Consider the following 14133-nt stretch of genomic DNA (forward strand, 5'->3'; position numbering starts at 1 on the left):
TCGAAATGAACAGGTCGTTTCTTTATTCCACCTGTCTTTATTTCCAAATGGAAATTCGCAGGTTTAAAAGGATTTGCCGATTCTTATGGACAAGGCCCAAAAAAATCCCGTTGCCGGGTTTCTTGAGCCGTGGGGATCAGCATGGTTGAACTGCCGCTAAAGCAATGGCGTTTCCTGTAGTCATGGGAAAACTGGGGATGTTTTATCGTGTACGGATTGAAAAAAGTGATAATCTGCTTGAGCGTTTAGAAGTACGGGCGTTGAGTATTTGTTGGCTGCATTCTAATGATCCTATGACAATAAATGACAGACCATTTCAAGATCATTTAACAGACCACTTAATAATAAAAATTTGAATCTTGTTTTAATTCTTGACCAGGATAATCGGGATTGGCGTTCTCTCTGTGTTTCAGAGGGTTTTGAATTCTTTATGCTTTGAATGTTTATTCAAATAACAATAATTAAAAGTGGTCTGGTGAATTAATTTTTAATGGACTGTTATATAGGTCGATAAACAGAATAGGATGTCTATTTTTCGCCCTTGGAGTCCGTGCGTCCAGGGCAGTACTTTTGCCTGGTATCGGGCAATGAGCCACGACCTTATCGTGGCCAATCTCTAAACAGGAACTCCCATGAAGAGTCTTGCCGGTGGCGACACCCCCCACCAGCCTCTGGCGGGTTCGCAATTTCTACAGCAAAGTGATCGAAATCTTTGGGACATCATCGAAGCCGAACGGCGTCGCCAACAACACACCATTGAGCTGATCGCTTCCGAGAATTACCTGAGCCGCTCCGTTTTGGACGTGCAGGGCTCCTTGCTCAGCAACAAGCAGGCGCAAGGCTATCCTGGGCAACGGATTTACGGCGGGTGCGAACAAGCCGATCAAGCCGAAGAGCTGGCTATCGAGCGGGCCAAATCGGTTTTTGGGGCCTCTTACGCCAATGTGCAGGCGCACTCGGGCAGCCAGGCCAATCTGGCGGTGTATCTGGCCTTGCTCTCGCCGGGCGACACGATTCTGGCGCTGGATCAAAGTGCGGGCGGGCACCTTAGCCACGGTTCGCATTTCAATGTGTCCGGACGCTGGTTTCAGACTTGCTCGTATGGAGTGGATCGTCAGACGCAATGGGTCGACATGGACGAGGTTCGTGCCCTGGCCCACAAGGAACGGCCACGGTTGATCATTGCCGGAGGTTCGTCCTATTCACGTACGCCAAATTTTGCCGAGTTCAGGAATATCGCCAACGAGATCAACGCTTATTTGATGGTGGATTTGGCCCACGGCGCGGGGCTGGTGGCGGCCGGCCTGATGGAGTCACCCGTCAAACATGCCCACGTTACGACTTTCTCCACGCATGGCACCTTGCGCGGTCCGCGTGGCGGGATCATCCTGAGCAATGAGCCCAAGCTGGCCGAGCGCTTGAGTCAGGCCGTATATCCAGGGCTGCAGGGCGGGCCTTTGCTGAACATTCTGGCCGCCAAGGCGGTGGCTTTGGGTGAAGCGATGAGCCCATCCTATAAGGCCTATGCCCAGTCCGTCATCATCAATGCGCGCAGCTTGTGTCGCCGCTTGTCCGAGGGTGGACTGACGGTGGTGTCAGGGGGAACAGACTGTCATTTTGGTGTGGTGGATTTGCGCCCTTGGGGTCTGTCCGGGCCTTTGGTGGAGCAGGTTCTGGCTCAGCTGGGCATTAGCTTGAGCAAACACCGTGTGCCGTATGAGCAAGCCTCTGGCGCCTACTCGGGGGTACGGGTTGGCAGTGCCGCCTGTACGACTCGCGGTTTGGGTGAAGATGATTTCAAGGAAATTGGCGACATGATTCTGGCCTTGCTGGGCGGGGTGCGCAGTGGTTCGCGCAATCCCCGCACCGAGAATGCCATTTTGGAAGGGGTCGCAGATCTGAACCGGCGATACCCCTTGATGTACTGATTTTTCTCGGCTTAGCCTTTGCCCTGACGCAGAGCGTTGGCCAGACGCAACATGGCGGATTCGATCTCGTAGGCGGTCAGGGACGCATAGCCCAATAACCAGCCCTGTTGTTTTTCCTCACCAATGTACAGACGGCTCAAACCTGGCAGTTGAACGCCCGCACTCAAGGCGCGGCGCAGCGTGTGTTCTTCTGACCAGCCCGGCTCCAGAAAGCAGGGAATCTGCAAACCACCTTCAGGTCGAGCTGCACGGACTATGCCTTGCAAGTGCTGCTCGATGGCTTCCAGCATGATTTCTCGTCGCCCGGCATACAGTTTGCGCATGGCGCGAATATGAGAGTTGTAATGCCCGTCTTCCATAAAGCGCGCCAGCGTCAGTTGCAGGATTTGCGGCGTATGACCATCCATGATGCTGCGGGCTTGGGTAAAGGGTTTGACCAGCTCGGGCGGCAAGGCCATATAGCCCATGCGCAGGCCCGGATACAGGGTTTTGCTGAAGGTGCCCAGGTAGATGGTGCGCTGGTATTTATCCAGACCTTGCACACACGCCGTGGGTAAGCCGTCGTAATGAAATTCGCTGTCGTAGTCGTCTTCCATAATCCAGCGGCCATTTTCAGCCGCCCAGTGTATGAGTTCCAGACGACGTTCCAGGGACATGGTGGCCCCGGTAGGGTACTGGTGCGAGGGCGTCACATAAATGCAGTTTGCGCCGCTGCGATCTTCATTCAGCAAATCGGTGCGCAAACCTTGTTCGTCTACACCAATCGGTACCACACGGGCCTCGGCCGCTTCAAAGGCTTTGCGGGCGCCGAAGTAGCCGGGGTTCTCGACCAGAATGGGTTTGCCAGCATCGACCAGCAATTGCGCACACAGGAACAGGGCTTGGCGCGTGCTGCTCAGAATCAAAATTTGATCGGCAGAGACTTTCGCACCACGCTCCAGATTCAGGTACACGGCAATCGCTTTACGCAGGGACTCGGTGCCTTGCGGGTCGCCATGCAGCAGGATGTTGGCCCGGTAGTCTTTCATGGCCTGACGTTGCAGGCGCTCCCACACATCGGTGGGGAAGTTGCGGGTTTCCGGCAAACCCGTGGCAAAGGCCTTGATGGTCTGTTGATCGGCAATGCCGCCACTTTCAAACACGGCGCGACCCCGGCGGCTTAAACCCGTGCCGGGTTCCATCACGCTGCGTTTCAGATCCTGGGCTTTGATGCGACGGTAGGCACTGCCGCGCAGCTCGGTGCCTACCGACTCGGAAACATAGCTGCCCGAGCCCTCGCGCCGCACGATAAAGCCGTCGCGATGCAGTTGAACATAGGCGTTTTCAACCGTATCGCGGGCCATGCCCAAGGATTTGGCCAGGGAGCGTGTGGCAGGCAGCTTGACCCCCGGACCCAGGGCGCCATCCAGAATCAATGCCCGCAAGGCACGCTGAATGCGCTGGTGAAGATCCAGGGATTGAAGTTCGTCATCGTTAAGACGCATCTTCAAGGTGTCCAGTTCAAACGAACGCGTCATGCGGTCTGCTCCAGAGAATATTAATGGTCTGACTAGTCAGACCATTGTGCTCGTAGACTTGATTGTCATTGCCGAAATAGGGGGGGCCTGTTCCGGCGTTCAGGTTTGTACAGGATCTCAGCAAGTATGTCCCGACCCTTTAATTTCAGCGCAGGGCCCAGCGCCTTGCCAATGGATGTTTTATTGCAAATACGTGATGAGCTGCTTGATTTTGCGGGCACAGGGGTGTCCGTGATGGAAATCAGCCATCGCTCCCAGCCTTTCATGGATTTTGCCCATCGTACCGACGCCGCTGTGCGTCGTGTTCTGGCCGTGCCAACGGACTATCACGTCTTGCTCCTGCAAGGAGGGTCGTACCTGCAGTTTTCTCAAATACCGATGAACTTGCTTCATCAAGCAAACACAGCGGACTATATACATACGGGTTTATGGTCGGAACAGGCGGCTAATGCCGCCAAGCAATATGGGAATGTCGAAATCGTAGCCAGTTCTTATGAAACTGGATTTGATCGCATTCCCGAGATTAATGAATCTAATATTAATCGGGATGCTGCGTACTTGCATTACACAGAGAACGAAACTGCACAGGGCTTGCAATTTTCAAAACCACCTGTTTCTCCCATTCCCTTGGTGTGTGATGCTTGCTCCAGCTTGATGTCAAAACCGATTGATATCTCGGCTCACGATTTGATTTATGCTTCGGCCCAGAAAAATATGGGAATCGCCGGTGTTACGCTGGTATTACTTAATCCCGCTATTTTAGACAGGCCTTTGGCAAATACGCCACAAGCTTTGGATTTTTCCATTCAAGCAAAAAAGCAATCTCTATTAAATACGCCGTCAACCTTTTCCTGGTATGTGCTGGGTTTGATGCTGGAATGGATAGAGCGTGTTGGTGGAATAGAAGTCTTGCACGAAATAAATAAGAAAAAATCGCAGCTGCTCTATGAGCTTATTGATGGCAGTGATGGTTTCTATATCAACAATGTTTTGCCTGACTATCGATCCATCAATAATGTTCCATTTCATATTGCTGAAACTGATTTAGATATTTTATTTGTTGAAGAAGCGCAAAAGAATGGTTTTCACGGCTTGAAGGGCCATCAATCAACGGGGGGCTTGCGCGCGAGCATCTACAACGCCGTCACCTTGGATGCGGTACAGGCGCTGGGAGAGTTCATGCGCGAGTTCAAGCGCACGCACGGTTAGGGCGTGCGCCTGCTTTGCAAAGCGGCCAAGCAGGTAGCCGCGATGTGGATAGAAATTTTTTTAAGGAAAAGCGATGTACGACAACACACTCAGCCTGGCTGAATTCGACAAGGAATTGGCTCAGGCCATTCAGGGCGAAGAAAGCCGTCAGGAAGATCACGTAGAACTGATTGCCTCGGAAAACTACGCCAGCCCTTTGGTTATGCAGGTTCAGAACTCCGTGTTTACCAACAAATACGCCGAGGGTTATCCGGACAAGCGTTACTACGCCGGTTGTGAATTTGTAGATGTAGCCGAACGTCTGGCTATCGAGCGTCTGAAAGCTGTGTTCGATTGTGATTACGCCAACGTACAGCCTCATGCTGGAGCGCAGGCTAATACTGCTGTATTCCTGGCTTTGCTCAAACCGGGCGATACGGTGATGGGGATGAACCTGGCTCAGGGTGGTCACCTGACCCACGGTAACCCCATCAATATTTCCGGGCGTCTTTACAACATTGTTCCTTACGGAGTTGATACCCAAACCGGGCTGATCGATTACGACGAAATGGAGCGCATTGCTATCGAGACCAAGCCCAAAATGCTGATTGGTGGTTTCTCCGCCTATTCGCGTGTGAAGGATTGGGCGCGTATGCGCCAGATTGCTGACAAGGTCGGCGCCTGGTTCTGGGTGGATATGGCCCACGTAGCTGGTCTGGTGGCGGCGGGTGAGTACCCCAGCCCCTTGCCACACGCCCATGTAGTCACCAGCACAACGCACAAAACCCTGCGCGGTCCACGTGGTGGCGTAATCATGGCTAAAGGGCAAAGCGAAGATTTCTACAAACGCCTGAACTCCGCTGTATTCCCGGGCGTGCAAGGCGGCCCCTTGATGCACTTGATTGCGGCCAAAGCCATTGCTTTCAAAGAGGCTCTGCAGCCGGAATTCCGTACCTATCAGCAAAACGTGGTGCGTAATGCCCGTGCCATGGCGGCGGTACTGATGCAGCGTGGTCACAACATTGTGTCAGGCGGGACAGATAACCACATGATGCTGATCAACTTGTCGACCAAGCCCTACACCGGGCAAGAGGCCAGCGATGCCTTGGCAGATGCCTATATCACCGTGAACAAGAACTCGGTGCCCAATGATCCCCGTTCGCCCATGGTGACTTCGGGTATTCGTATCGGAACGCCGGCTGTAACGACACGTGGCTTTACGGTAGAGGACTGCGAGCAGCTGGCGCATTACTTGTGTGATGTGCTTGAGGCCTACGAGGCTGGCACTTTAGATAAGGTCAAGCACGAGATCCGCGAAAAAATTGTGAGCTTGTGCCGAAGCTATCCGGTGTATCAGGTGCAGACGGAGCCAGCGCAGCTGTGATTTGATTAATTTTTTATAGGAGCCCAGCCACTTTGGTGGTTGGGTTTTTTTATGAATTTAATGTCTTCTGTTTTTTACTCTTTCTCTTCTATTGCTAATTTTATATTTTTCAGTTTTATTATTATTGGCTTTCTTTTTCTTTTCTTTAATCGTGCTTATTTTGTATTTTTTAATAAGCTTTGGGCTATCTTTCATCGAGAGGAATTTTACGATTCTTATCTGGACTGCACACGGAAAAATACGTTGGATGTTGAGCGCTTCAAGGTGATGTTCGGAATGGTTCGGGGGCAGGGAATTCGTACGGTGAAGGATACGCACCAGGCGATTAAGTGGGCAGATAGCGTTGCTATCCCCTTGAGAACTTTGGGTAAAGCTGGGGATTGGGTTAATTGGCCAGAGCAGGATGTGAAAAATCCTGGTTATTTTCAGATGGGAGTTTTGTACTTCTTTATTGTTCTTCTTGGTCTTTTTGTGGCTCCCGCTTCTATTTTGTCTTTTGGCTCTGAGGCTATTGTCAAGTTTAAAGGAAGCGAGGTTTGGGCTTGGCAGGGGGAGCAGGGTATGAGATCGCTTCTTGCTCCGGATGGTAAGCGATGGGTTTTTAATATAGCGGATTGTTCGCTGGAGGCAAGGAAGTCAGAGACGCCTCTCTTTCAGAATGAAATTGACTATATTTGCAATTCTGTTCAGTCAGGAGCTTATTTCTCCAGTTTGAAATCAGGGGTGAAGTCTCAGCGTTATTTTGGAATTCCGGCCTTGATTTATCTTTTGTTTTTTTTGATATTTTTAGTCAGAGCAATGCAGTCCTGCAATGCGGCACGGCGTGTGTATCGTGTTCTTCACCCGTGCCGTTGCAAGAAGTAGCGAGGCGATCAGCCCCGCAACTTCCAATCCCCATACCCCTTGGCCCGCAGCTCACAAGCCGGGCATTGCCCGCAGCCATATCCCCAGTCATGCAGGGTTTCCCGCTCGTTCTGGTAGCAGGTATGGCTGTCTTCCTGAATCAACTTCACCAAAGCATCCGCGCCAAGCTGGTGGGCCAGTTCCCAGGTATCCGCTTTATCCAGCCACATCAGTGGTGTTTCCACGGTCAGTGGGCGTTCGATCCCCAAGCTTAATGCCACTTGCAGTGCTTTCAGCGTGTTGTCGCGGCAATCGGGGTAGCCCGAATAGTCGGTTTCAGACATGCCGCCAACCAATGTATCCAGCCCCCGACGGTAGGCCAGGGCACCAGCCAGGGTAAAGAACAGCAGGTTTCGACCCGGCACAAAGGTATTGGGCAGACCGTCTTCCTGCATGGCGATCGTCATGGATTCAGTCATGGCGCTGCCGCCTATCTGAGCCAGGACGCTGGCATCGAGCACATGGTCCTGCCCCAGTCGCTTAGCCCAATGCGGGAACTGCTGGCAAAGCTTGTCTCTTAGCGTTTGACGACACTGCAGTTCAGCATGGTTGCGCTGGCCGTAGTCAAAGCCCACGGTTTCTACAAAGGCAAAGCGGTCCAAAGCCCAGGCCAGACAGGTGGCTGAATCCTGTCCGCCCGAAAAGAGAACCAGTGCCCGGCGGCGGGGAGTGTGCGGCTTCATGCTTTGACCTGTGCGGTGCTCAGGGCGCGGCGCTTCATGGTGCTGATCAGGGAGTTGAGCAGCACGCCATACATGGGTACAAACAGCAGCAGGCTGACGCCCAGTTTGATGACGTAATCGACGACGGCGATCTCGCCCCAGTGTTCGGCCATGAAGGGATTGCTGCTGTGCCAGAAAGCGATGCCGAAAAAGGCCAAGGTATCCAGTGCCTGCCCAAAGATCGAGGCGGCCGCTGGAGCAAGCCACCATTGTTTGTAGTCGCGACGGATGCGATCAAAGACCTGTACATCCAGCAGTTGCCCTAATACATAGGCGGCAAAGCTGGCCAAGGCGATACGGAACACAAAGCTGTTGAATTCGCCCAGTGCTTGCAAGCCGTTGAACTGGCCTTCATTAAAAAGCACCGAGACCACATAAGAGGCGATCAGGGCTGGAAACATCGCGCGGGTAATCACGCGGCGCGCTTCGGACTTGCCCATCAAGCGGACGGTCAGGTCGGTAGCCAGAAAAACAAAGGGAAAGCTGAAGGCTCCCCAGGTGCTATGAAAGCCGAATAGTTCAATAGGAAGTTGAACCAGATAATTGCTGGCAATCACAATAAAAATGTGAAAGGCAATCAGAAGTCGCACGTAGAACGACAGCCGTGAAGACGGCACGGTAGGCAGAGTCATGTCTGGACCTTTTTGGTGGATGGGGTGAGGGAACCCATTGGAAATGGACTGCAACCGACTATTGTACGGTCAGTTGCGGTTCGATGGAATGGTTGTTGCCCGCAAGTGTAGCGTGTGCATCAGACGCGCTTATACGTCTGCCTTGATGAGGCTTATGGCACAACCAAGGGGTAGGGGGCGTGTAGAGGCTCAAACAAGCCCGCTTGCCAAAGCAGACGAACTTGTTTGGCTTGTTCTTAATGAGCAGCCCTTAGGCCGATGCAGGTTGCAGGCACTCTATCAGCAAGCGCTTGTGCAACTGGTGCACTTCTTCAAAGGGCACGGGCGAGTTCTGTGGTCCCAGAACCAGCAAAACCATCAACCACATCAGGGAGGGGGAGGCGGCCAGGATGTAGTCCGAGGAACTGACGTCGGGGCGGATGAGACCTCGCTGTATGCCCAGTTCAAAAAACGCCTGATTGGCGGTGTAGTTCTGGCTCAGGAGCTGTTTGCCCCAGTAATGGGCCAGATCCGGCACGCGGCCACTTTCTGTCATCAAAAGCCTGAACATGGCTTGCACATCCGGGTTGGACAGGCGTTCATACAACTGGTGCAGGTACTCATCCACGATACAGGACAGGGTGTCTGCCTCGGAGGTATCGGACAGCTCAAAGGTATTGCCATCGGGCGGCAACAGTGTGCTGTGGAGCATGTCCTCGAACACTTCATCTTTGCTGCTGTAGTGCGCGTAGATGCCGGACTTGGAGATTCCGGCGCGCGCGGCGATGCGCTCCAGCGAAGTGCCCAGAAAACCCCGATGAGAAAACTCTTCAAAAGCGGCTTTCAGGATTTCGCGTTTTCGCTCGGCCGACGGCAGGTAACGTCGCTTGTTTGTGCTTTCGTTTTTAGGAGGTTTATTTTGGTGCTTGTCTGTCATGTCATCCTGTGGGGATGGGCAAGATATGGGGCTTGCAGTATATCAGGCCACTTGTCCCAGGCCGATGGCAAGCCAGCTTGGCTGCGGCTTGAGGGCTTGACGAGGGGCTGTGCTTGTTTTGTCACATGGCTGGAGAAATAATAGTTCTGCTATGTGTTTGAGTTACCACTTGTTTCATTGAATTGCAGCGTCTTTGGTTTTTTAAAAGCCTTTCCTTTTCAAGGAAGCTTTATTTGTTTTTTGGCTGTTTTTCATTTCCCCATTTCATATCAAGCACGGTATAACAACAAATGCGACTTGGGCTGGCGGTTTTTTATCTGTCATGAACTTGATCTACCGCAAAGGTTTTTTATCGCTCTTTGTTAAAAGGCCTGCATGCAAAAAGTTTAGATGTAAACTGGTGTATTATTAAAAAGACTAAGCAGTCGTATCTGCTTTTTTCTTGATATGTACTTTTTGCGGAGTGGCAATGGTTAGCAGGCAGTCCCTTGATCAGACTGAGCAGTTAGACGCATCCGCACGAGCCGCCTGGGCTCGTATCTGGAGTTCCATCTCCCCCGAATCGCAGTTTCTTGCCTGGATGGACTGGATACGTCATCTGGCCCTTAGCCCTGGCAAACAAGAACAGTTGCGGCAGTTGGCCCAAAATCAGTGGGAACAGCTGTTTCGCGAATGGAGCGAAGAGCTGGCTGCAGCAGCGCAGCTGTCCTCGCAACGCTCAGAACAAGCCCCCGCCCCTGCCTCTACCGACCGTCGTTTTTCCGATCCCGCCTGGGATCGTTGGCCTTTTAATTTGCTGCGCCAAACCTATCAGGCACAGCAACAGTGGTGGCAAAGCGCCACGGAAGGTGTGGCCGGTGTTGAACCCCATCATCAAAAGCTGATTGCCTTCAGTGCCGAGCAATGGCTGAACATGCTCAGCCCCAGCAACTTTGCCTGGACCAACCCCTTGGTGTGGGATAAGACCCTTGCAGAACAGGGGGATAACTTCAGCCGTGGCCTGGAGAACTGGCAGCAGGATATGCAGGCCCAATTCGCGGGTGAACCGCCCGTAGGCACCGAAGATTTTGTGGTCGGCAAGGATGTGGCGGCCACGCCGGGCAAGGTGGTACTACGCAACGAGCTGGTTGAACTGATCCAGTACACGCCTTCTACCAAGCAGGTCCATCCAGAGCCTGTGCTGATCGTTCCGGCCTGGATCATGAAGTACTACATCCTGGATCTGTCCGAGCAAAATTCCCTGATCAAATACCTGGTGGATCAAGGTCACACGGTGTTTTGCCTGTCCTGGAAAAACCCGCTTGCCGAAGATCATGCCTTCGGGATGGACGACTACATTCGCCTGGGCTGGAAGGCCAGCCTGGATGCTGTCAACGCCATTGTTCCCGGCCAGAAAATCCACGCCACCGGCTATTGCCTGGGCGGCACCTTGCTGGCGATTGCCGCGGCTGCCATGGCACGCGATGGGGACGACAGGCTTGCCTCCCTGACGTTCTTTGCGGCCCAAACCGACTTTTCCGAGCCGGGCGATCTGTCCCTGTTCATTGACGAAAGTCAGGTCAGCCTGCTGGAAGCTCAGATGGCCGACGAGGGCTATTTGCGCGCCAATCAGATGGAAGCCGCTTTTCAAATGCTGCGCTCCGCTGATTTATTGTGGGCGCCCATGGTTAATAAATACTTATTGGGCGAACGCCGCCCCTTGAACGATTTAATGGCCTGGAATGCAGACGCCACGCGTATGCCCGCCACCATGCATTCGCAATATTTGCGCCGCATGTATTTGAATAATGATTTAAGTCAAAACCGTTATCCGGTTGAAGGCCGTATTGTTTCTCTGGCGCAAGTTAATTTGCCTATTTTTTGTGTCGGTACTGTTTCCGATCACGTTGCCCCCTGGCGCTCTGTTTACAAGTTGCATTATCTGGTGCCTGCCGAAATCACCTTTGTATTGACCACAGGTGGGCATAACGCCGGGATTGTCAGCGAACCGGGCCATCCGCGTCGCAAATATCAGATTCAGACCCGCGCGGCAGGCACTGCGCCTGTTCTGGTGGACGACTGGCAGGCACAAGCCGCCTCGCATCAGGGCTCCTGGTGGCCCGCCTGGACGGAATGGCTCAAGGCGCGCTCGGGAGCGGCGGTGAAGCCACCGCAAATGGGTGCAGCCAAACAGGGCTACGCCCCAATCGGCCCGGCTCCCGGTCAATACGTATTAGTGAAGTAAGCAGTCAGTTCATACAAGCTCGCTAAATGGTGAGCTTGTCGCTCTGTTTGATGTCGGCGATAGGCGCAAAGCCCATCGCTGACGTGCTGTTTTGCCTTGACGGCAGTTCCCTTTTTCTCATTAGGCATTTTTTCCAATGGCCCCACAGACCTACGATTTGAGTCTCAAGCACCGAAGCGCTGCGCGTCGCCCTCATTTCGCGCTGGCTGCCTTGCTGGTCACCCTGGCGGGTTGTGCCTCGATGGCACCCGATTACGATCAGCCCGCTTCCCCCGTTCCGCAGGCTTACTCGGACCTGTCCGCAGGCCCGGCCAATGCGGTGCGAGCGCGTGATCTGGGTTGGCGCGAATACTTTAAAGATCCGGTTCTGAGCAAGCTCATTGAGACTGCGCTGGAAAATAACCGCGATATGCGCGTGGCTGTTTTACGGGTGGACGAAGCCCGCGCCATGCTGAATTTGCAGCGCAGCGAACGCTTTCCTGAATTTACCGTAGGGGGGCAAGCTGCCCGCTCACGTGTGCCTGGGGACATGAACCCCAGCGGTCAGGCGGTGACAGGGAGCGATTACCGCGCCCAGGTCGGTTTGACCAGTTGGGAGCTGGATTTATGGGGCCGCGTACGTAGCCTGGAAGATGCTGCCTTGCAAGGCTGGCTGGCTACCGAGGCAGGCCGACAAGCCGTGCATGTCGCTTTGGTCTCGCAAGTGGCCAATAACTATATTGTGGTGCGCGAGCTGGACGAACGTGTGCGGATCGCCCGCAAAAGTGTAGAGACTCGTCAGGAGTCTTACCGCATTTTCTCCCGCCGTTATGAAGTTGGCGCAACGTCCAAGCTGGATGTGACGCAGGTGCAAACCTTGCTGACGCAGGCTCAGTCCATGCTGGCCCAGCTGGAACAGCAACGCGCGGTGCAACTACATGCCTTGCAACAGCTTCTGGGTGCCGATCCGGGCGTGTCTCCAACCGGTGTGCCTTTAAATGAAAACATCATGTTGGCCGAGCTGTCCCCCGGTTTGCCTTCGGACCTGATGGTCTGGCGTCCCGACATTATTGCGGCTGAGCACAAGTTGCGTGCCGCCAATGCCAATATTGGGGCCGCCCGTGCCGCTTTCTTCCCCCGCATTGCCTTGACTGGCAATTTCGGCACTGCCAGCGCCGAGCTGGATGGCTTGTTTGATTCTGGCAGCAAAGCCTGGATGTTTGCTCCGACCATCTCCCTGCCCATCTTTGATGGCGGCCGCCGCAGCGCGAATCTGGACGTCTCCTATGTGCGTCGCGACATGCGCATTGCGGAATACGAGAAAGCGATTCAAACCGCCTTCCGTGAGGTGTCGGATGCCTTGTCGACTCGCCATTGGTTAAGCCAGCAGCTGGAAGTTCAACTGGTTGCCCGGTCTGCCCAGACCGAGCGCGCCCGTTTGGCACAGATGCGTTACGACAACGGTTCGGCTGCCTATCTGGAAGTGCTGGATGCGCAGCGTGACTTGCTGGATGTGGAGCAGCAAGTGGTGCAAACGCGCCGTGCGCTCCTGGCCAGCCAGATTGCCATGTATAGCGCCTTGGGCGGTGGGCTGGACCCCTCCGAGCCCCTGACCAACACCCATAACTCCTCCAATTCGGATCCATCCTCGAGCCAGCTATGAGCAAACAATCTTCTTTGAAAAAAAATCTTGTTCCTGTCCTAATCGTTGCCGGGGTTCTGGGCCTGGGTTGGTGGGCATGGCAGAAAATCTCCAATACCGGTCCTGGCGATGGTTTTGTCAGCGGTAATGGCCGTATTGAAGCGACCGAGATTGATATCTCCACCAAGTTTGCCGGACGTATCCAAAGCATTGCCGCTCACGAGGGCGATTTTGTGAAAGAAGGCGAAGTGCTGGCCATCATGCAGCAAGACAGTCTGGAAGCGGCACGCGACGAAGCTGTGGCCGGGTTGCGTCAGGCTGAAAACAATGTGGCGGCCTCTCAGGCTCAAGTGGCCTTGCGTGAAAGCGATGCCATCGCTGCCAAAGCCTTGATTGGTCAGCGTGAGTCCGAACTGGATGCGGCCCAACGTCGTCTGGCGCGTTCCACTACCTTGTCCAAAGAAGGTGCCGCTTCGGCACAGGAACTGGATGATGACCGTGCCCGCGTGCGTGGTGCCCAGGCTGCGGTAGCCGCTACCAAGGCTCAGGCCAATGCCGCAGAAGCCGCCATTAATGCTGCCAAAGCTCAGTTGATTGGTGCTCAATCTGCAGTGGAAGCCGCCAAGGCGGCTGTGGCTCGTATCGAAGCCGACTTGCGCGACAGTGAATTGGTTAGCCCCCGCGATGGCCGCGTGCAGTTTCGTGTCGCCCAGCCCGGTGAAGTATTGGGTGCGGGTGGCCGTGTGCTGAATGTGCTGGACCTGTCCGATGTATATATGACCTTCTTCCTGCCTAGCGAAGTGGCCGGCAAGGTGGCGTTGGGCACCGAGGTGCGTCTGGTGCTGGATGCCATTCCAGATATCCCGGTTCCAGCTACCGTGTCCTTCGTGGCCAGTTCCGCCCAGTTCACCCCCAAGAGTGTGGAAACGGCCTCGGAGCGCCAAAAACTGATGTTCCGAGTCAAGGCCCAGATTGCCCCCGAACTGTTGAAAAAGCACCTGGAGCAAGTCAAGACCGGCTTGCCCGGTGTGGCCTGGGTAAAGCTGGACCCCAATGCCAGCTGGCCTGAGTCGCTGACTTCCACCTTGACGGAGTAAA

11 protein-coding genes are annotated in these 14133 nt (G+C 54.1%); 7 read left to right on the forward strand and 4 right to left on the reverse strand.

Annotated elements, in window-relative coordinates; all coding sequences use genetic code 11:
* Window positions 1-632: 632 nt before the first annotated feature.
* Window positions 633-1928 carry a serine hydroxymethyltransferase gene (locus tag U2949_RS00430; protein ID WP_321285514.1) on the forward strand — a complete coding sequence of 432 codons (1296 nt, stop codon included), beginning with the start codon at window positions 633-635 and terminating at the stop codon, window positions 1926-1928.
* 11 nt (window positions 1929-1939) lie between these two features.
* Here the strand turns inward: U2949_RS00430 and pdxR are convergent, their stop codons facing one another.
* Window positions 1940-3445 (reverse strand): MocR-like pyridoxine biosynthesis transcription factor PdxR, encoded by a 1506-nt coding sequence (pdxR, locus tag U2949_RS00435; protein WP_021446938.1) that lies wholly within the window; start codon window positions 3443-3445, stop codon window positions 1940-1942.
* Window positions 3446-3571: 126 nt separating this feature from the next.
* Here pdxR and serC point away from each other — a divergent pair, with 126 nt between their 5' ends.
* The 3 genes from serC (at window position 3572) to U2949_RS00450 (ending at window position 6881) form a co-directional block, all read left to right on the forward strand.
* Entirely contained in the window at window positions 3572-4654 is a 1083-nt protein-coding gene (serC, locus tag U2949_RS00440; RefSeq protein WP_321285516.1) for a 3-phosphoserine/phosphohydroxythreonine transaminase, read from the forward strand.
* Window positions 4655-4727: 73 nt separating this feature from the next.
* Window positions 4728-6017: a serine hydroxymethyltransferase gene (glyA, locus tag U2949_RS00445; RefSeq protein WP_257723589.1), complete on the forward strand. Its 1290-nt coding sequence runs from the start codon at window positions 4728-4730 to the stop codon at window positions 6015-6017.
* Between the two features lie 51 nt (window positions 6018-6068).
* On the forward strand, window positions 6069-6881 hold the full coding sequence (locus U2949_RS00450) for a DUF6216 family protein (RefSeq protein WP_321285519.1): 813 nt from the start codon (window positions 6069-6071) through the stop codon (window positions 6879-6881).
* A gap of 8 nt (window positions 6882-6889) precedes the next feature.
* Here U2949_RS00450 and queC read toward each other — a convergent pair whose 3' ends face one another.
* The 3 genes from queC to U2949_RS00465 all read right to left on the reverse strand — a co-directional run bounded on the left by queC (window position 6890) and on the right by U2949_RS00465 (window position 9190).
* Entirely contained in the window at window positions 6890-7603 is a 714-nt protein-coding gene (queC, locus tag U2949_RS00455; RefSeq protein ID WP_321285520.1) for a 7-cyano-7-deazaguanine synthase QueC, read from the reverse strand.
* On the reverse strand, window positions 7600-8274 hold the full coding sequence (locus U2949_RS00460) for a 7-cyano-7-deazaguanine/7-aminomethyl-7-deazaguanine transporter (RefSeq protein ID WP_022983354.1): 675 nt from the start codon (window positions 8272-8274) through the stop codon (window positions 7600-7602). The genes queC and U2949_RS00460 overlap by 4 nt, the downstream gene beginning before the upstream one ends.
* 250 nt (window positions 8275-8524) lie before the next feature.
* Window positions 8525-9190 carry a TetR/AcrR family transcriptional regulator gene (locus U2949_RS00465; protein WP_321285523.1) on the reverse strand — a complete coding sequence of 222 codons (666 nt, stop codon included), beginning with the start codon at window positions 9188-9190 and terminating at the stop codon, window positions 8525-8527.
* A gap of 469 nt (window positions 9191-9659) precedes the next feature.
* Here U2949_RS00465 and U2949_RS00470 point away from each other — a divergent pair, with 469 nt between their 5' ends.
* The 3 genes from U2949_RS00470 (at window position 9660) to U2949_RS00480 (ending at window position 14132) form a co-directional block, all read left to right on the forward strand.
* On the forward strand, window positions 9660-11414 hold the full coding sequence (locus U2949_RS00470) for a PHA/PHB synthase family protein (RefSeq protein ID WP_026484637.1): 1755 nt from the start codon (window positions 9660-9662) through the stop codon (window positions 11412-11414).
* A 136-nt stretch (window positions 11415-11550) separates the two neighbouring features.
* On the forward strand, window positions 11551-13056 hold the full coding sequence (locus U2949_RS00475) for an efflux transporter outer membrane subunit (RefSeq protein ID WP_321285526.1): 1506 nt from the start codon (window positions 11551-11553) through the stop codon (window positions 13054-13056).
* Window positions 13053-14132 carry an HlyD family secretion protein gene (locus U2949_RS00480; RefSeq protein ID WP_321285529.1) on the forward strand — a complete coding sequence of 360 codons (1080 nt, stop codon included), beginning with the start codon at window positions 13053-13055 and terminating at the stop codon, window positions 14130-14132. The genes U2949_RS00475 and U2949_RS00480 overlap by 4 nt, the downstream gene beginning before the upstream one ends.
* Window position 14133 lies beyond the last annotated feature (1 nt).

Origin of the sequence: Alcaligenes phenolicus, assembly GCF_032063905.1 — a bacterium.
Lineage (GTDB): Bacteria > Pseudomonadota > Gammaproteobacteria > Burkholderiales > Burkholderiaceae_B > Alcaligenes > Alcaligenes phenolicus.